The organism is Chromatium okenii (assembly GCF_016583745.1).
GTDB classification, from domain to species: Bacteria; Pseudomonadota; Gammaproteobacteria; order Chromatiales; family Chromatiaceae; genus Chromatium; species Chromatium okenii.
Map to the genome: position 1 here is coordinate 76,476 of NZ_NRRQ01000008.1, position 17,981 is coordinate 94,456.

Below are 17,981 nucleotides of genomic sequence, written 5' to 3' on the forward strand. Positions count from 1 at the left end.
ATTAGTGAGCGGCACCGGCAAATGCCAGTTGCCGCCACGCTTCAAACGCGACGACGGCGACTGCGTTGGACAAATTCAAGCTGCGATTGTTGGGCATCATCGGCACATAAATCCGCTGCTCCGGCGGCAGCGCCTCCAACACCGCCGACGGCAAGCCCCGCGTTTCCGGGCCGAATAACAGCGCATCGCCAGGTTGATACTGCGGCGTGGTGTAACAAGTCGCACCTTTGGTGGTCACGCCAAATAAACGCGCCCCCGCTAATTCCCGCAAACACGCAGCCAGTGATGGATGCACCTGCACCTCCGCCCATTCGCGGTAATCCAAACCCGCCCGCCGCAACAGCCGGTCATCCAGCGTAAATCCCAACGGTTCAATGAGATGCAGACGAGCGCCAGTGTTGGCAGTCAAGCGCATCGCGTTGCCGGTATTCGGTGGAATTTCGGGTTCGTATAAAATGAGATTAAACATTGGTTTTGCTGTGGAATTGGGGCGCAGTGGGTGCGGATTGACGCATCTTCTTAAACGCATGGTATATTAGCGATTCGATTTGCACCAAAATGGTCTGCATTGAGACCGCATCCGCAACTGTTGGAGGACACCATCTAATGAGCGACATCGCTGCGCTGAAAACTGAAAAGCAAGAGTTGATTGATAAGATGCTGGACATGCAAAAGCAATTCATCGCTTATGAGCATGAGAACGGCGTTTCTGGTAAAGATTATTGGGCGTCTGATGAAGGATTGCTGGCGAATTATCGCCAAGAGTATATCGACATGGCGAATCGCGTTGTCGATTTGGCACATGAGATTGTGGGTTCTGTGCGCTGAGTATTGATTACCGAATTGCGTTATTAAAAAACCCGCGCTCAACACGCGGGTTTTTTAATGGCGGTTAATTACTTATTCCCATTCAATCGTCCCCGGCGGCTTGCCGGTAATGTCATAGACAACGCGGGAGACGCCCGGCACTTCATTCACAATTCGGCGGCACACCACATCAAGAAATTCATACGGCAGATGTGCCCACCGCGCCGTCATAAAATCCACCGTTTCCACTGCCCGCAGCGCGATAACATGCGCATATTGGCGATTGTCGCCGACCACGCCGACCGAGCGCACCGGTAAAAAGACCGCGAAGGCTTGCGAAACTTGATCGTAAAGATTGGCGCGGTGCAATTCTTCAATAAAAATGTGATCGGCGCGGCGCAAGGTGTCGGCATCTTCGCGCTGCACTGCGCCCAAAATGCGCACGCCTAAGCCCGGTCCGGGAAATGGATGGCGATAGACCATTTCTGCCGGCAAGCCTAATTCAATTCCCACGCGCCGCACTTCGTCTTTGAATAATTCCCGCAGCGGTTCAATTAACTTAAGCCGCATGTGTTCTGGTAAACCGCCGACGTTGTGATGCGATTTAATCACCTTGGCTTTACCCGTTTTGCTGCCGGCTGATTCAATCACATCGGGATAAATAGTGCCCTGCGCTAACCAATTCACATCGGTAATTTTACTGGCTTCGGCATCGAATACTTCAATAAAGGTATTGCCGATGATTTTGCGTTTTTGTTCAGGGTCAGTCACGCCCGCCAAGCGACTTAAAAACAGCGTTTCAGCATCCACCCGAATCACGCGCACGCCCATGTGCCGCGCAAAGGTCGCCATCACTTGATCGCCTTCGCCGAGCCGCAGCAGACCGTTGTCAACGAAGACGCAGGTCAATTGTTCGCCGATGGCGCGGTGCAGCAGCGCGGCGACGACGCTGGAATCGACGCCGCCAGATAAACCGAGCAGCACTTTGTCGCTGCCGACTTGGGCGCGAATGGTCGCCAAGCTGTCGGCGATGATGTGGTCTGGCGTCCACAGGCGGCCGCAGCCGCAAATGTCGTGAACAAACCGCTCGATGATGCGTTGACCTTGGCGGGTGTGGGTGACTTCGGGATGAAATTGAACGCCATAAAAACGCCGTTCTTCATCCGCGATGCCAGCGAGCGGGGCGCTGTCGGTTTCGGCGATGACGGTGAAGCCGGGCGGCAGCGTGTCTACGCGGTCGCCGTGACTCATCCACACATCCAGCAGCCCAAAGCCTTCGGCGGTGGTGTGATCTTCGATGTCGCGCAGCAGCCGCGAATGACCGCGAGCGCGGACTTGTGCATAACCATATTCGCGGTGCGTGGCGGGAATGACGCTGCCGCCGAGTTGCGCCGCCATCGTTTGCAGCCCGTAGCAGATGCCGAGTACGGGCACGTTGAGATCAAACACCAGCGGATTGGCGCGGGGCGTGTCGGTGGCATGAACCGACTGCGGGCCACCGGAGAGGATGATGCCGCTGGGGGCAAAATCGCAGATGGCGCTGGCGTCAAGGTCATGTGGATGCAGTTCGCAATACACGCCAGCTTCCCGCACGCGGCGGGCGATGAGTTGGGTGTATTGGGAGCCAAAGTCGAGAATCAGGATGCGGTCGGCGTGGATGTTGGACATTGCTACGGTTGTCAGTTGTCAGTTGTCAGTTGTCAGTTGTGGGTGCGGCAAAACGGCATCGCCCGCGCAACTGGATGATGTTTAGCATAAAACGCTCACGCGGCAGGCAATTCCCACCGCAATCCCAATACATCTTGCATATCAAATAACCCGCGTTCCTGCGTCATCAGCCACTGCGCTGCTCGCGTCGCGCCCCGCGCAAAATTCAACCGATTTGAGGCTTTGTGGGCAATTTCCACCCGCTCGCCGTCGGCCACAAACCAAACGCTGTGCTCGCCCACGATGTCGCCAGCGCGAATCGTCTCAAAACCAATCGTCGGGCGAGCGCGGGCACCGGTTTGACCTTCGCGCCCGTACACCGCCACTTCCGCCAACTCACGTCCCCGCGCTGCCGCGATGATTTCGCCCATCCGCAGCGCCGTGCCAGACGGCGCATCGACCTTATGGCGATGATGCGCCTCGATAATTTCAACCTCGACTTCCTCACCCAGCACCTGCGCAGCGATGTCCAGCAGCTTGAAACACAGATTAACGCCGACGCTCATATTCGGTGCCAGCACGATAGCGATGTCCGCCGCCGCCGCCGCAATCTGCGCCCGCTGCGCAGCATCCAAGCCAGTGGTGCCAATCACCATCCGCTTGCCCGTTCGCCGACAACTGTCCAGATGCGCCAGCGTCGCCGTCGGCGTGGTGAAATCAATCAACACCTCAAAATCCGCCAGCACCGCGCTCAACGCAGCGTTCACCACCACGCCGCAGCGCCCCACGCCCGCCAATTCCCCCGCATCTGCGCCGAGCACGGAACTGCCGCTGCGCTCGGTCGCCGCACCGAGCGTCAAACCGGGGCTGGCGCTGATCGCCTGCACCAGCGCGTGTCCCATGCGCCCGCCCGCGCCAGCAACAGCAATGCGGATGTCAGTTGTTGTCATCATCACAGCCCCATTTTTTCAAAAAACTTTTTCACGCCATCCAGCCAAGAATGTGATTGCGGATTGTGATGGGAACCGCCTTCTTGCACGCTCGACTCGAATTCTTGCAGCAATTCTTTTTGACGCTCATTTAAGTTAATCGGCACTTCAATCACGGCGCGACAAATTAAATCACCAATTGCGCCACCGCGTACCGGTTTCACCCCTTTATTGCGAATGCGGAATAATTGACTGGTTTGGGTGCCCGGCGGAATTTTTAACATCACCTTGCCATCCAACGTCGGCACTTCCAATTCACCACCGAGTGCTGCCGTAACAAAACTAATCGGCACTTGGCAATATAAATTGTTGTCTTCACGGGTGAAAATCGGATGCGCTTGCACCTGAATTTGCACATATAAATCACCCGGTGAACCATTTTGTTCACCGCGATCCCCTTCACCCGCCAAACGAATGCGGTCGCCATTATCCACACCCGCTGGCACCTTCACCGCCAGCGTTTTTTCCTCTTGAATGCGCCCGCGTCCGCGACAGTGCGGGCAAGGATCGTCAATCACCGTGCCAGCGCCGCGACAATCGGGGCAGGTTTGTTGAATTGAGAAAAAACCCTGCTGCATCCGCACCTGACCGACGCCGCCGCAAGTCGGACATTTTTTCGCCTGCGTGCCCGGTTTAGCGCCGCTGCCGTTGCAAAATTGGCAATCGACTTGCACCGGAATCCGAATTTTGACCTCTTTACCGTTGACCGCATCTTCCAGCGATAACGTCAAGTCATAACGCAAATCCACGCCGCGCTGATTGCGGCGACCACCACCGGCGCGGCCGCCGAAAATATCCCCGAAAATATCAGAACCAAAAATATCGGAGAATGAACTCGCCCCGCCGCCACCGCCAAAACCACCCGCGCCCGCTTCTACTCCCGCATGACCAAATTGATCATAAGCGGAGCGTTTTTTCGGATCGCTCAACACATCGTGGGCGAGTTTCGCTTCCTTAAATTTTGCCTCTGCTTCGCCATCATCGGGATTGCGATCCGGGTGATATTTCATTGCCAAACGCCGAAATGCTTTTTTCAAATCGGCTTCGCTGGCGTTACGCGGAACGCCTAATACGTCGTAATAATCTTGTTTTGCCATATCGTTATATCCAGTCGCCAACAATCATCAAAAAACCGTCATCCTCAACGGCGAAAAGCGCACCGGCGTTGAGGACGCCGGGGCGCTTTTTTTAAGTGGTCAAGCGAAAACCGGCGCGTCATTCGCCGCCTTATTTTTTGTTGTCCTTCACTTCTTCAAATTCCGCATCAACCACATCATCCGCCGCTTTTTTCGGCGCCTCAGATGCAGCGCCAGCATCGCCCGGATTGGCATACAACCGCTCTGCCATCTTGCCAGAGACTTCGCCCAGCGCCTTGGTCAGAGATTCAATCCGATCTTTATCCTCAGTCTTCATCGCCGCTTCTAAATCAGTGATCGCGGATTCGATGGATGATTTCTCGCCGCTCTCAATCTTGTCACCAAGCTGATCCATGGATTTGCGGGTGGCGTGAATCATGGAATCGGCCTGATTGCGAGCGGCAACCAGCGCGTGGAAATGGCGATCTTCCTCAGCATGAGCCTCAGCATCCTTGACCATCTTGGCGATTTCGCCTTCCGACAAGCCAGATGACGCCTTGATGATGATGGACTGCTCCTTGCCGGTCGCCTTGTCTTTCGCCGACACGTTCAAAATGCCGTTGGCGTCGATGTCAAATTTCACCTCCACCTGCGGCACCCCACGCGGCGCGGGCGGAATATCGCTCAAATCAAACCGCCCCAGCGATTTATTGCTGACTGCGCGTTCGCGCTCGCCCTGCAACACATGGACGGTAACGGCGGTTTGATTGTCCTCAGCGGTCGAAAACACCTGCTGCGCCGAGGTCGGAATCGTGGTGTTTTTCTCAATCAGCTTGGTCATCACGCCGCCGAGCGTTTCGATGCCGAGCGACAACGGCGTCACATCCAGCAACAGCACGTCCTTGACTTCGCCGCCGAGCACGCCGCCCTGAATCGCCGCGCCAATCGCCACAGCTTCATCGGGATTGACATCTTTGCGCGGGGTTTTGCCAAAGAATTCCTCAACTTTGGCCTGCACCTTCGGCATCCGCGTCTGCCCGCCGACCAAAATCACCTCGTCGATTTGTCCGGCAGCAAGTCCCGCATCTTTCAGCGCGATGCGGCACGGGTCGATGGTGCGATCCACCAGCTCATCCACCAGCGACTCCAGCTTGGCGCGAGTCAGCTTGACGTTGAGATGCTTCGGGCCGTTTTGATCGGCGGTGATATACGGCAGATTAATGTCGGTCTGCTGACTGGTGGAGAGTTCGATCTTGGCTTTTTCCGCCGCCTCTTTCAGCCGTTGCAGCGCCAGCGGATCGTTGCGCAAATCAAACCCTTGGCTCTTTTTGAAATCCTCAACGAGGAAATCAATGATCCGCATATCAAAATCTTCGCCACCGAGGAAGGTATCGCCGTTGGTGGAAAGCACTTCAAACTGATGCTCGCCTTCAATCTCAGCGATCTCAATAATCGACACGTCAAAGGTGCCGCCGCCGAGATCGTAAACCGCGATTTTTTGATCGCCGCGCCGCTTGTCCATGCCATACGCCAGCGCCGCTGCCGTTGGCTCATTGATGATGCGCTTGACCTCCAAACCGGCGATGCGCCCAGCATCTTTCGTCGCCTGCCGCTGCGAATCGTTGAAATAGGCCGGAACGGTGATCACCGCCTCAGTGACCGCGTGACCGAGATAATCCTCGGCGGTCTTTTTCATCTTCTGCAACACCTTGGCGGAGATTTCCGGCGGTGCCATTTTCTTGCCGTTGATCTCCACCCACGCATCGCCGTTGTCAGCCTTGACGATTTTGTAAGGCACCATGTCCTTATCTTTGGCGACAACCTGATCCTCAAACCGCCGTCCAATCAAGCGTTTAATCGCAAACAACGTGTTGGCGGGATTGGTGACGGACTGGCGTTTCGCCGACTGCCCCACCAGCACTTCACCGTCGTTGGTGTAGGCGATGATGGACGGCGTGGTGCGGTCGCCTTCGACGTTCTCAATCACCTTCACCGTGTCACCTTCCATCACCGCAACGCAGGAATTGGTGGTGCCAAGGTCGATACCGATAATTTTGCCCATAAAACTTCACGCTCCAAAAAGATGTTTAGGGAGAGCGCCGCAGCGCCCAGTCAAGATGTCAAATGGGGAAAAATCCCCGTTAATTCAAGCGGATTGCTCAGGAAGGCGCGGACGACACCAGCACCATCGCCGGGCGCACTAAGCGACCGTTGAGCACATAACCCTTCTGCACCACCGCGACCACCGTATTGGGGGCGACATCGGCGCGGGGCTGCATCGAAATCGCTTGATGAAATGCCGGATCAAACGGTTGCTCCAACGGATCAACCGCCGTCACGCCGAATTTCTCCATCACATCGCCGAGCAATTTCAAAGTTAATTCAGTTCCTTCGCGCAGTTTCTCGACATTCACTGCGGTATCGAGTGCGGCCTGATGTCCCAATTCAAGACTGTCGCGCACTTGCAATAACTCGCGGGCGAAACCTTCTAAAGCAAATTTATGCGCCTTTTCCAATTCATTCACATGGCGACGGCGAATATTTTCCGCCTCAGCGCGGGCGCGTAACAATTGATCGCGCATTTCCGCTGCATCAGCGCGAGCGGCATCACGTTCAGCGACTAATTCTTCTGGCGTGGGCATATCATCTAATGCCACCACCGCCTCTGGTTCTGAAATCAAAATTGCTTCTTCTTGAATCGGTTCTGGCGTTAATGTTTGTGGGTCTGCTTTCATTGATTCATCCTGATTTAAGTTGTCAGTTTTCAACTGGTGATTATATTAAAAAATGACTGGCTTTACTTTAATGAAATAAAAATAGGTTATCATTTTGACAACTGTTTTCACTGCCGCAGCGCCGCTGCCAACAATCGCGCCGTGACATCGACAATGGGAATGACGCGCTGATAATCCATTCGCGTTGGGCCAATCACACCGAGCACGCCAACCACGCGCTCATCAACCCGATAACTGGTCGTCACTAAACTACAATCATCCAACAGCGCATAACCGGATTCTTTGCCAATAAAAATCTGTACACCATTGGCGGCAATACAGCGATCTAAAATATGTAAAATTTCTTGTTTTTGATGAAACGCATCAAACAATTGTTTAATCCGCTCCGTGCTCGCCAATTCACCGAATTCCATTAAATTCGTTTGTCCCGCAATAAAACAATCATCGCGTTGCTCGGCCGCAGCTACCACTTCCTGCGCCAGCGCCGCCGCCCGAATCATGTGCTGATCCATATCAGCATGAGCGTGTTTTAACTCATCCAATAACCGCCGCCGCACCGCGCCAATATCCTGCCCAATAAACATTTGATTGAGATAATTGGCCGCCTGTTCCAATTGCGATGGCGTAAATACGCGATCTGTGCCGATCACGCGGTTATGCACTTCGCCCTCACTTGTCACCAAAATCACCAGCACCCGCGTTTCCGACAGCGGCAGCAATTCAATTTGCCGAAATACGTTGCGATCATGGCGCGGCATCATCACCACGCCCGCCAGATGAGTGACGCCAGAGAGCAAATTGGACGCCGTTTCAATCAACGATTTCGCATCGACTTGCGCATCAAAACGGTTGCGCAGCGCGGCGATGTCATCCGCCGATGGTTCCCGACATGTCAGCAACGAATTGACAAATAAACGATATCCCGCCGCCGTCGGCACGCGCCCCGACGAGGTGTGCGGCGAGGCCACTAAACCCATTTCCTCTAAATCCGCCATCACGTTGCGGACGGTCGCCGGGCTTAATTCCAAGCCGGTATCTTTCGCCAACGTGCGCGATCCCACCGGCTGCCCGTCGCGGATATAGCGTTCCACCAACACTTTCAAAAAGTGCTGCGCCCGCTCGCTCACGGCTGGTTCACTGCGTGATGACTCAATCGTCAAGGTTGATTTACCAATGAAAACAGCGGTTTGAAAAGATCGCCGCTGCGCAGTTGTGCCGCCCGACGCTGGTGTTAGCACTCATAAAGAAGGAGTGCTAACGGCAATTTAGGGATCGCCGTTTACGCTGTCAAGACGCAGTTGGTATCCGCGAAAGCGCGACGGCTTGCGTCAGCGCCGCTAACCGCGCTGCGCGAATCCGCGTGGGAATTTCTGCTGGCGCTGGTGCCGCTCGTGCGATTGCGCCCACATCGACCACCGCCACTGCTGCCAGCATCTGCCGCCAGACCTCAGCTTGCGTGTAGTGGCGCTCGGCATAACCACCGCGACCGCGAAAATCGGCTTCACACGCCGTCAGCAATTGCGCAAACCGCGCTGGACGGCGCAGGGCATCAGTGGCTTCAAAAACCTCCAGCATGGTGGCGGGGCGCAGTTCGGCAACGCGATGAATGATGCCGTGATATTGCGCAGTGAGTCGTGCTAAGTCACGGCAATGATTGGGGATTTTAAGGCGATTGCTCACAAGTTTGACTAATTCGGCGCTGCGGGCTTCGTGACCGTGATGACGTGGCCACAGTTCTGGCGGAGTGGTGCCCTTGCCGAAATCGTGGCAGAGCGCGGCAAAACGCACTTCCAGCTCCGGTGCCAAACGTGCCGCCATCTCCAGCACCAGCAGCGTGTGAATGCCGGCGTCACCTTCGGGATGCCACTGCGCAGATTGTGGAATGCCCCACAGACGATCCAATTCTGGCAGCAGCCGCGCCAGCGCCCCGCAATCGCGCAGCGTGGTGAAAAAATGTGCGGGCTGCGCTTCCAGCAAGGCTTTGGTGATTTCTTGCCACACCCGTTCTGGCACCAGCGCCTCAACTTCGCCGGCGTTGACCATCGCCCGCATCAGGTCACGGGTCTCGGCTGCGACCTGAAATCCCAGCGCCGCAAAGCGGGTGGCAAAACGCGCAACGCGCAAAATGCGCACCGGGTCTTCCGCAAAAGCGGGCGAGATGTGCCGCAGTTGTCGCGCTGCCACATCCGCCAAGCCGCCATAAGGATCAATGATGGTGCCGTTGGCATCCTGCGCCAGCGCGTTAATGGTCAGATCGCGCCGCAACAAATCCTGCTCCAGCGTCACCTCCGGCGCAGCGTGAATGGCAAAGCCGTGATAGCCGGGAGCGGTTTTGCGCTCGGTACGCGCCAGCGCATATTCCGCTTTAGTGTGCGGATGCAAAAAGACCGGAAAATCTTTGCCCACTTGCTGAAATCCGCGCTGCTGCATCTCCGCTGGCGTCGCGCCAACCACCACATAATCGCGTTCCGTCACCGTCCGCCCCAGCACCGTATCGCGCACCGCGCCGCCCACCAAATACACCGTCAAACCATCAGTGACGTTCATCATGGTCTCTTTATTTACATTATCAGTTGCCGTCCAAATTGTCGGTTTGCAGTTGGCAGATGTTGAAAAAAACAACTGCCTCATTTCTGATCGCGCTGCAATTCGTCACATCGCGTCTTCACTGACAACTGAAAACTGACAACTTAAACTTCCGCCAGCCGGTTAAAATCCCCGCCTCACCTATTACGGAATCCTCAATCATGCGCATTTTCGCCTCCTTGCTCGTTTTAATTCTGCTCGGCTTTGGACTGTGGCCCTATTACGGCGTGTATCGTTTAGATCACGCCATCGCCCAACCAGACATCGCCACTCTCGCGCCGCTGGTCGATTTACCGGCAATTCGGGCGAATTACAAACGCCGCGTCACCACCGATGTCAAAACCATCGTGCCGGAGACAGCCAGCGCCGACGCGCAGGGCGTGATGTCGTGGATTGGACAAAATTTAGAGCGGCTCGGTGATGCCGCGCTCGATCAAGTCATCACCCCCGCGTGGGTGCAAGCGACGCTGCGCGAAGCCATCACCAAAACCACCGGCCAAACTCCGGCATATTTGATGGCCGGCATCGACTTTGCATTTTTTGAGTCCTACAACCGTTTTCTCATTCGCATCGGCGATCTGGGGCAACGACCCACGCATGTGCGGCTCACCTTGATCGGTACCGAATGGAAAATCACCGACATCATCACCTCCGGCCCGCTTGATTAACGTCCGCCAGCGCCTCGTCATCCTGAGGAGGTGCTTTTTGTGAGTACTTTTATTTTGCACAAGCTATTCAATTATTTAGCCATCATCAGTATTGCGCTGACAGTCACAACTCCCGTTGCCGCTGATCCTCGCAGCGACTTTCTCGCCGCCGAGTCCGCCTTAAAACGCGGCGACCGCAGCACATTCGAGCGACTCAGCGCCGGTCTGCGTGAGTATCCGCTGTATCCCTATTTGCGCTTTGCCGCACTCGGCAATGATGTGGAAGCACTGCCGGAAGCAACCATCACCGACTTTCTCGCCGTTGATGCCACCTCACCGCTCGCCGCTCGTCTCCGCGCCGTGCAATTGCGCCGGCTCGCCGCTGCCGGACGTTGGACGGAATATCTGCAATTTGATCCGCTGCCGCTGCCAACTTCCGCCTCCACCGACCGCCGTTGTTTATCACTGCGGGCATTGATTGCCACCGGGCGCAGCGCCGAAGCTCTGCCGCACATTCCCGCGCTGTGGTTAGTCGGACGCTCGCAACCGGCAGCTTGTGATTCAGTGTTTCAAGCGTGGCAACAAAGCGGGGCGCTCACGCCGCAATTGGTGTGGCAGCGCATTCGCTTGGCGATGAATGCGGGTGAAAGCGGGCTGGCGCGGTCGCTCGGCACGCTGCTGCCAGAAAACGAGCGGGCGTGGCTGGCGCAGTGGCTGGCGGTGGAGCAAACGCCGACGCTGATTAACGATGCCAACGCTTTGGCGGTTGACCAGCCGCAGCGGGCTGCCATCGTCGCGCACGGAATCACGCGCATGGCGGCGACTGCGCCCGCTGATGCGGTGCAATGGTTGAGCCGTTACCGCGACTGGTTGGCAACTGATCCAGCGGCGGCGGATCGTGCGTATGCCGCTGTTGGGCGGGCGCTGACTCGCGCTGGCAATGCAGAAGGATTGCGTTATTGGGACGGAATGCGGGCGACATCCGACACGCTCGCCGAGCAGGAGCAACGGGCGCGAGCGGCGCTGGAGTTTCAGGATTGGGACAAGCTGGCGCGTTGGATTGCGCAGATGCCGGATTGCGCCGAAAAACGCGACCGTTGGCACTATTGGCAAGGTCGCGCTGAGGCGACGTTGGGGCTGGTGGCGTCAGCGCAGCTCAGTTTTGCGCAAGCGGCAACGGCCCGCAGTTTTTGGGGATTTATGGCGGCGGATCGGATTGGCAAGCCGTATCAATTGAACCATGTCGCCACGCCCGCTGAACCGGCGCGGATTGCGCGGCTGATTCGTCATCCGGCATGGGCGCGGCTGCGGGAATTGCGGCAAATCGGGCGCGAGACCGATGTGCAGCGCGAATGGCGGACGTTGACGCAGGATTTAGAAGCTGCCGATTTACACGCGGCGGCGTATATCGCCGACGTGATGCGCTGGCATGATCGGGCGATTTTCACGCTGGCGCGGAGTGGCTATTGGGATGATTTGGCGCTGCGCTTTCCGCTGCGTTATCAGGACGTGGTGCTGACGCAGGCGGCGCAAACGGGCATTGCGCCGGAGTGGATTTTTGGGGTGATTCGCCAAGAAAGCGTGTTTGCGCCAGCGGTGGTCTCACGTTCTGGGGCGCTGGGGTTGATGCAATTGATGCCGCCTACCGCTGCGGAAGTGGCGACGCGCTTGGGATCAGCGGTGCCATCACCGCAGGAACTGACTGATCCAGCGGTCAATATCGTGTTGGGCAGCGCCTATCTCGCGCAGATGTGGAACGCCTTTCAACACGCGGCGCTGGCGACGGCGGCGTATAACGCGGGGCCGGGGCGGGTGCGCCAATGGTTGCCAGCGCAGCCGCTGGATGCTGATTTGTGGATTGCGCGGATTCCATTTGCAGAAACACGCGGTTATGTCGAACGGGTGCTGGCGTATCGGGTGATTTATGCCGAGCGGCTGGGACGACCGCCGGTGCGTTTGGCGGAATTGCTTCCGCCCATTCCGGCACGCAAATAGCTGTCGTTTTATTGCAGTTGTCAGTGAGCAGCGCGAACGCTTGGTCTTCTTAACCTGAGCAACGTCCAATCAAATTCTGCCCATCTGCCGTCAAGCCCGTCAGCGTTACCGTGCGCAACCGCTGCGCTCCCACCGCGCCAGCGCCAACAATCTGCACCGGCAAATAGTTGGGCGTGTAACCAAACCGCTGCGCTGCCGCACCTTCCGCGCCCTCGCACAACACCGTCACCCGCCGCCCGCACTGCGCCTTGAGCACTTGCTGCGTCAACTGCCGCGCCAAAGCGTGCAATTCCGCGCTGCGCTGCTGCTTGACCGTCTCCGCCACCGCGTCTGGCAACGTAGCGGCAGCAGTGCCAGCGCGTGGTGAATAATTGAAAATATGAATCTGCCCAAACGCCATCGCCTCCACAAAAGCCAATGTGCGCTGCCAATCCTCTGCCGTTTCACCCGGAAAACCGACGATCACATCGGTGGTCAGATTCAAATCCGGCACCAGCGCCCGTCCGCGAGCGACCAATTGCGCAAAATCAGCAGTTTTGCAGCGCCGCGCCATTCGCCGCAGCACCGCATCTGAACCACTTTGCAGCGGCAAATGCAGATGTGGCATCAGGCGCGGATTGGCAAACAATGCCCAAAAATCATCCGTCAAATCCCAAGGTTCCAGCGAGCCCAGCCGCACTCGCGGCACCGTCGTCACCGCCAAAATCTGCGCCACCAGCGCGGTGAGGTCAGCACCGTCGGCGCTGCGATAACCGCCGAGATGGACGCCGGTCAACACCACTTCTTGAATGCCTGCCTGTTCCCAGCGCCGGATCGCTGCGATCACCTCTGCGACCGACCGACTGCGCTCCGCCCCCCGCGCTTGGGTGGTAATGCAAAAACTGCATTGATAACGACAGCCGTCTTGCACCTTGATAAAAGCGCGTTGGCGCTGGCGCAGCACCAGCGGCAGGCTGCCCGTTGTCAGCGCAAGGTCAGTGCTGGCTGGCGCACCACCTTCTAAAGGGGGGAGATATTGAGCGATAAATTGATCTTTCTCTTGATTTACAACGATCTGCGTCACGCCCGGCTCCCTCGCCACCGCCGCCGGTTCCAACGTCGCCCAACAACCGCTGACCACGAGTTGTGCCTGCGGATGAAGGCGATGCTGACGGCGTACGAGCTGGCGCGATTTGCGCCCAGCGGCAGCAGTCACCGCGCAGGTGTTGAATACGATGATGTCCGCCGGAGCGTCAGCAGCGACCAACTCCCAACCGTGACGCCAGCAGGCATCCGCCCACTCTTGGATTTCCGCCTCATTGAGCCGACAGCCCAGCGTCAAAAATTGAATGCGGGGAGCGCGGGGCACGACTGCCAACTATCGCACCGACGCCAGCGGACGCTCCGCCCGCGCTCGCGCACAGCTTGGGCACAATTCCCGCGCCAGCGAAATCGCCAAATGCGGCGGCAAACGCCCGCGAATGAAGTCCCGCTGCGCCGCCGTTTGCGTCGGCACCCCGCAGGCAGAACAGGTCAACAACGGCTGCTCGCGCACCACCGTGCCCGTGATGACGGTGCGCCGCATCCCGTCGCTATCTTCAAGCCGAATCGCGCCCGTCGGACAGACTTGGGTACAAGCTCCGCAGCCGATGCACAGCGTCGCCGGACGGATGAAATCGAGATACACCAACCGATTTGCTGGCGTTGCCGCCATCCGCAGCGCCTCCACGCCCATCTCGCTACACGCCGCCACGCACAGCCCGCAGCCAATGCAACTATCGCAGCGCAGACACCGCTGCGCCTCCGCCAGACTCATCGCCGCCGTCAAACCTTCCTCAATCTGCACATAATTGCCCTCGCCCAGCACCGCTGCGACCGGCTTTTCTGGCATCACCGTGCGCGGCGACTGGCTGCGGCGAGCAGCCGCCACCGGCAACGGCACCACTTGCGCCCGCCGCTGCGGAGCTCCCCAAAGGGAGGTTGAGGGGATTTGAGATTGGGCAGTTGGGGAGATTTGCAGCCACGCATCCATCGCCGCTGCTGCCAGCTTGCCGGAGCGGATCGCCTCCACCGCCGTGCGCGGCCCTAAGTGCGCATCGCCACCCGCAAACACGCCCGGCACACTGGTCATCTGCGTCAGCGGATCCGCGACGATGAACCCGCGCACCGTCTCCACGCCGCTGCCATCTAACAGCGTCACATCCGTGCCCTGTCCGACCGCCAGAATCACCTGATTGGCCGGCAGTCGCAGCAGCCGCTCGGCATCAAAACTGGGTGCAAACCTGCCCTCGTCATCCTTCACTCGCAGGCAGAATTGAAAGACCGCCGTCCCATCCGCCTCAACGCGCAGCGGCCCCCAACTCGGATATAACTGCACGCCCTGCGCCACCGCCGCCTCAATTTCATGGTGACTGGCCGGCAACTCCTGCCGCCGTTCCAGCGCGACCATATCAACGTGCGTGGCACCCTGCCGCAGCGCGGTCAGCGCCACATCGACGGCGACATTGCCGCCGCCAATGACGACCACACGCGGCCCCACCCGCACCGCTGCGCCGTTGGCACTGCGCACCTCGCGCAGAAAATCAATGCCGCCGAGCACGTTGGGACCATCGCCGCCATCAAGCGGAATCAGGCGCGATTTCTGGGTGCCGAGCGCGATGAACACCGCGTCATAGTTCGCCCGAAAAGCCGCGAGCTGTTCCACCTTGGCAGCGGTGTGAATCGTCACGCCGAGCGTGCGGATTTGCTCCAATTCCTGCTCCAGCAATTCCGCTGGCAGCCGGTAGGCCGGAATGCCATAGCGCAACATCCCGCCCGCCTCTGCCTGCGCCTCAAATATCTCCACCGCGTGACCTTGCAACCGCAGGTAATACGCCGCCGCCAATCCCGCCGGGCCAGAGCCGATGATGCCCACGCGCTTGCCCGTCGCCGGTGCCAGCTCGGGATGCGGATAACCGCCTTCTTCCAAACACAGCTCGGCCGCTCGCGCCTTCATCGGACGAATGAACACCGCGCCATCGTGACTGCCGCGCAAACAGGCCGTTTCACACGGCGCTGGACACACCAGCCCGCACACCAGCGGCAGCGGATTGTCCTGTCGAATCACCGCAATCGCGGCGCGATGCTCACCGCGTCCCAGATGCGCCATGAAGCTGGGAATGTCGATATGTGCCGGACAGGTGCGATGACAGGGCGCGGGTGGGGGGAAGAAGTTGTCAGTTGTCGGTTGGCGGTTGTCACCGCCAACTGTGCTGTCCCACTGCGGGCGAAAATAGCGCAGCGCACTGCCCAAGGTCGCAGCCGCCGCCGCCAATCCCGCCCGCGTCAAGTCCAGCGTCAACGCCTCCAGTGCCCGCAGGTGCGCCAGCTCTCCGCGTCCGAGCGTGAGTTCCGTCGTCAAGCGCACGGCGCGAGCGAGTAAACCGCGCTCCGTCGCGCTCGCCGTCTCCGCCAATTCCCAATGGCGATATAACGCCTGCCGCGTGCGCTGTACCACATCGCCGCCATCTGCCAGCACCGTGATCGTCGCTGGCGCTGGAGCGATGCCCGCTTCCGCAAAATGCAACGGTTCACAGCGGATGTCTGCGGCCGCGAGTGGCAACAGTCCACCCAAACCCGCGTCAAATTGCAGAATCGCATCCGCGCCAGCAGCCGCCATCCCGCCCCAAGTCGCCAATTGTTCGCGCAGGCTGACATGCAGCTTGAGCGCCACCACGCCGGGCTGTTGCCCGCCGCTGCGCAGCGTCAACAAACGGCAGGATGACACCGCGCCCGTCGCAAACAGCAGCGCGATCTGACACCACGTTTCAACTCGCTGCACCAACTGCGTCGCCGTGCTCGCCTCCGCACTGGCGCAATTGGGCAGCGGCTGGCGCTGCACCGTGATCTGGAGCGGCGGCAGTTCAGCACCAAATCGCCGCACCAGCGCATCCAGCGCGTTGAGCAGCACGATCTCCTGTCCGCGCAATGCTGGTGGCAGCCACAGCACGACCTGCTCACTGCCGCGCAGTCCCGCCGCAATCAACACGCCGTCCAGCAGCAGCAACGATGCCTGCGCCAACAGCGTCGCCGTCGCGCCAGCGTTGGGGTCTAAATCAGTCGCATCAATCACCAATTGCACCGCCGCCCGACTGCGCCCGACCTGCTGCCAGTGCGGTGCTAACGGATTACCGCTGCCGCCACAATCCAGCAGACCGGCGTCTTGCACCCGCTGCACCCGTTGCAATGGTGATAACTGCTGCGCCGCAGTGAAGCCGGGCAGCACTGCCGCCAACGTCGTGAGCGGAGCCACCGCCGCCGTACTCGCAGCAGCGAGCCATGTCGGCAGCTCCAGAGCCTCCCTTTGAAAAAGGGTTTTCGCACTGCTCATGGCTGATCTCCGTTGGCGGCAGCGGGCGCTGGTTGCGCCAGCAACTGGCGGGCATAACGCTCGCGGCGCGGATCAGGCAGCGCGGTGGTTTCACCAAACGAGAGGCAGCCGGTCACGCATTTGGTGACGCAAGCCGGTTGTAAACCCGCATCCAGCCGATCCATGCAGTAATCGCACTTGACCACTTTGCGCGTGACCGGGTCCCACTGCGGCGTGCCCCACGGACAGGCGACGATGCAGCTTTTGCAGCCGACGCACAGACTCGCTTCCACAAAAACGATGCCGTCGGCTTCGCGCCGTTGCATCGCGCCGGTGGGGCAGGCGTGGAGACACCACGCCTCTTCGCAGTGAAAACACGGCAGAAACACAAAGCGAATGCGCGGCAAGCCGTCGACTGCGACCAAGCCGCTGCTGATGATTTTGCACGGCGCAGGTCCTGCACCGAGTCCTTTATTGGCTTTGCAATGCACCTCGCAGGCTTGGCAGCCGATGCAATTGGCTTCGTCGTGACGCAGGCTGTAAGTGCTCATGCCGCACCTCCTGCTGCCGCCACCGGGCGGACGTGGACGATGGTTTCCGTCAGAGCGCAGCCGCCGCCTGCTGGATCGAATTCATACAATTTGCCGTGTTGCAGGCGCTGATCCGCGACGCCAAAGCCAACTGCGCGGGTCGCAGCCGGCACCGTCGCGCCGTAGCCGTGCAGCATGAACACCGTTTCGGGATGAATCCAAGGCGTCACCTTGGCGCGGAGTTGGCCGCTGTAAGCACCGCCGCCGTTGATTTCCACCAGCGCCCCGTCAGCGATACCGAGCGCAGCAGCGCGGTCGGGATGAATCCACAGCTCCTGCGCGGGCGCGATTTCGTGTAAGAGCGGATTGTTGAGCGATTGCCCGTGCGTGAGCGTCGCTGCTCGCCCGAAGAGCAGATAAAACTCCGCGCCGCTGGGCGCAATTTTGGCGACATACGGCGGCACACTCGGCAAACCCGCCTGCGTCAGCAGGGCGCTGGTCAGCTCAATTTTTCCTGACGGCGTGGGAAATGTGAGCGGAGCCGATCTCATCAATCCCCCCCTGCCCCCCTTTTCCAAAGGGGGGAGATCAGGGATTTGAGCCCCCCTTTGAAAAAGGGGGGTTGGGGGGATTTGAGATCGG

The 17,981-nt window shown here is 58.9% G+C and carries 15 protein-coding genes; 3 read left to right on the forward strand and 12 right to left on the reverse strand.

Going from position 1 to position 17,981, the window contains the following annotated elements; genetic code table 11:
• Position 1: 1 nt before the first annotated feature.
• The gene (locus CKO12_RS04635; RefSeq protein ID WP_200153563.1) at positions 2–469 is read right to left on the reverse strand and encodes a tRNA (cytidine(34)-2'-O)-methyltransferase; all 468 of its coding nucleotides are present in this window, start codon (positions 467–469) and stop codon (positions 2–4) included.
• Between the two features lie 137 nt (positions 470–606).
• On the opposite strand from CKO12_RS04635, the gene CKO12_RS04640 reads away from it, so the two are divergent.
• Entirely contained in the window at positions 607–828 is a 222-nt protein-coding gene (locus CKO12_RS04640) for a hypothetical protein (RefSeq protein WP_200153564.1), read from the forward strand.
• Between the two features lie 72 nt (positions 829–900).
• Here CKO12_RS04640 and guaA read toward each other — a convergent pair whose 3' ends face one another.
• From guaA to CKO12_RS04675, 7 genes are all read right to left on the reverse strand, one after another.
• A complete protein-coding gene (gene guaA, locus CKO12_RS04645) occupies positions 901–2,475 on the reverse strand; it encodes a glutamine-hydrolyzing GMP synthase (RefSeq protein ID WP_200153565.1) in 1,575 nt (524 codons plus the stop codon).
• Positions 2,476–2,570: 95 nt separating this feature from the next.
• On the reverse strand, positions 2,571–3,407 hold the full coding sequence (gene dapB, locus CKO12_RS04650) for a 4-hydroxy-tetrahydrodipicolinate reductase (RefSeq protein WP_242466207.1): 837 nt from the start codon (positions 3,405–3,407) through the stop codon (positions 2,571–2,573).
• Positions 3,407–4,540, reverse strand: coding sequence for a molecular chaperone DnaJ (gene dnaJ, locus CKO12_RS04655; RefSeq protein WP_200153567.1), 1,134 nt, complete (start codon positions 4,538–4,540; stop codon positions 3,407–3,409). The genes dapB and dnaJ overlap by 1 nt, the downstream gene beginning before the upstream one ends.
• Before the next feature lie 130 nt (positions 4,541–4,670).
• Complete coding sequence (gene dnaK / locus CKO12_RS04660; protein ID WP_200153568.1) at positions 4,671–6,581, reverse strand: molecular chaperone DnaK; 1,911 nt, start codon at positions 6,579–6,581, stop codon at positions 4,671–4,673.
• 97 nt (positions 6,582–6,678) lie between these two features.
• The gene (gene grpE, locus CKO12_RS04665) at positions 6,679–7,254 is read right to left on the reverse strand and encodes a nucleotide exchange factor GrpE (RefSeq protein WP_200153569.1); all 576 of its coding nucleotides are present in this window, start codon (positions 7,252–7,254) and stop codon (positions 6,679–6,681) included.
• Between the two features lie 107 nt (positions 7,255–7,361).
• On the reverse strand, positions 7,362–8,408 hold the full coding sequence (hrcA, locus tag CKO12_RS04670; protein ID WP_420826827.1) for a heat-inducible transcriptional repressor HrcA: 1,047 nt from the start codon (positions 8,406–8,408) through the stop codon (positions 7,362–7,364).
• 133 nt (positions 8,409–8,541) lie between these two features.
• Positions 8,542–9,801 (reverse strand): multifunctional CCA addition/repair protein, encoded by a 1,260-nt coding sequence (locus CKO12_RS04675; protein ID WP_274599900.1) that lies wholly within the window; start codon positions 9,799–9,801, stop codon positions 8,542–8,544.
• Between the two features lie 200 nt (positions 9,802–10,001).
• Here CKO12_RS04675 and CKO12_RS04680 point away from each other — a divergent pair, with 200 nt between their 5' ends.
• Both CKO12_RS04680 and CKO12_RS04685 read left to right on the forward strand, forming a co-directional pair.
• On the forward strand, positions 10,002–10,508 hold the full coding sequence (locus tag CKO12_RS04680) for a DUF2939 domain-containing protein (RefSeq protein ID WP_200153570.1): 507 nt from the start codon (positions 10,002–10,004) through the stop codon (positions 10,506–10,508).
• Positions 10,509–10,547: 39 nt separating this feature from the next.
• Positions 10,548–12,482 (forward strand): transglycosylase SLT domain-containing protein, encoded by a 1,935-nt coding sequence (locus tag CKO12_RS04685; protein WP_338032695.1) that lies wholly within the window; start codon positions 10,548–10,550, stop codon positions 12,480–12,482.
• Positions 12,483–12,531: 49 nt separating this feature from the next.
• Here the strand turns inward: CKO12_RS04685 and mtaB are convergent, their stop codons facing one another.
• The 4 genes from mtaB to CKO12_RS04705 form a co-directional block, all read right to left on the reverse strand.
• Entirely contained in the window at positions 12,532–13,830 is a 1,299-nt protein-coding gene (mtaB, locus tag CKO12_RS04690; RefSeq protein WP_200153584.1) for a tRNA (N(6)-L-threonylcarbamoyladenosine(37)-C(2))-methylthiotransferase MtaB, read from the reverse strand.
• Positions 13,831–13,839: 9 nt separating this feature from the next.
• Positions 13,840–16,830, reverse strand: coding sequence for an FAD-dependent oxidoreductase (locus CKO12_RS04695; protein WP_200153572.1), 2,991 nt, complete (start codon positions 16,828–16,830; stop codon positions 13,840–13,842).
• On the reverse strand, positions 16,827–17,360 hold the full coding sequence (locus CKO12_RS04700; RefSeq protein WP_200153573.1) for a 4Fe-4S dicluster domain-containing protein: 534 nt from the start codon (positions 17,358–17,360) through the stop codon (positions 16,827–16,829). Before CKO12_RS04700 ends, CKO12_RS04695 begins: the two co-directional genes overlap by 4 nt.
• Positions 17,357–17,981, reverse strand: a 625-nt coding sequence (locus CKO12_RS04705; protein WP_274599899.1) for a molybdopterin dinucleotide binding domain-containing protein, incomplete at its 5' end; no start/stop codon positions are given. The genes CKO12_RS04705 and CKO12_RS04700, both read right to left, overlap by 4 nt.

Excerpts from the sequence above, each read along its gene's own strand:
- CKO12_RS04635 (WP_200153563.1), bottom strand. The coding sequence starts at position 469 with ATGTTTAATCTCATTTTATACGAACCCGAAATTCCACCGAATACCGGC.
- CKO12_RS04640 (WP_200153564.1), top strand. The coding sequence starts at position 607 with ATGAGCGACATCGCTGCGCTGAAAACTGAAAAGCAAGAGTTGATTGAT.
- guaA (WP_200153565.1), bottom strand. The coding sequence starts at position 2,475 with ATGTCCAACATCCACGCCGACCGCATCCTGATTCTCGACTTTGGCTCC.
- dapB (WP_242466207.1), bottom strand. The coding sequence starts at position 3,407 with ATGATGACAACAACTGACATCCGCATTGCTGTTGCTGGCGCGGGCGGG.
- dnaJ (WP_200153567.1), bottom strand. The coding sequence starts at position 4,540 with ATGGCAAAACAAGATTATTACGACGTATTAGGCGTTCCGCGTAACGCC.
- dnaK (WP_200153568.1), bottom strand. The coding sequence starts at position 6,581 with ATGGGCAAAATTATCGGTATCGACCTTGGCACCACCAATTCCTGCGTT.
- grpE (WP_200153569.1), bottom strand. The coding sequence starts at position 7,254 with ATGAAAGCAGACCCACAAACATTAACGCCAGAACCGATTCAAGAAGAA.
- CKO12_RS04675 (WP_274599900.1), bottom strand. The coding sequence starts at position 9,801 with ATGAACGTCACTGATGGTTTGACGGTGTATTTGGTGGGCGGCGCGGTG.
- CKO12_RS04680 (WP_200153570.1), top strand. The coding sequence starts at position 10,002 with ATGCGCATTTTCGCCTCCTTGCTCGTTTTAATTCTGCTCGGCTTTGGA.
- CKO12_RS04695 (WP_200153572.1), bottom strand. The coding sequence starts at position 16,830 with ATGAGCAGTGCGAAAACCCTTTTTCAAAGGGAGGCTCTGGAGCTGCCG.
- CKO12_RS04700 (WP_200153573.1), bottom strand. The coding sequence starts at position 17,360 with ATGAGCACTTACAGCCTGCGTCACGACGAAGCCAATTGCATCGGCTGC.